The 235-nt window shown below is 78.3% G+C and carries 1 protein-coding gene; it reads left to right on the forward strand.

Annotated features, from left to right (window positions below):
* The coding region (locus AX685_RS04360; RefSeq protein ID WP_197418477.1) for a prepilin peptidase at nucleotides 1-235 on the forward strand (235 nt) is incomplete at both ends.

Here is a 235-nt window from a genome sequence, read left to right on the forward strand (position 1 = left end):
AGCTGGGCCGCGGCGCGCGGGCGGTGCGGCGCGTGCGGTGCGCCGATCGACCCGCGCCACCCGCTGATCGAGGCGGGGTGCGCGCTGGCGGGGATCGCGGCGGGTTATGCCGCGCCGGGCGTCGCCGGGGCGGCGGGGGCGCTGTTCGGCTGGCTGCTGCTGACGCTGGCGGTGATGGACGCGCATGATTTCTGGCTGCCCGACGAACTGACCGCGGCGCTGGCGATCGGCGGGG

The organism is Sphingomonas sp. CCH9-F2 (assembly GCF_001556735.1).
Lineage (GTDB): Bacteria > Pseudomonadota > Alphaproteobacteria > Sphingomonadales > Sphingomonadaceae > Sphingomonas > Sphingomonas ginsenosidimutans.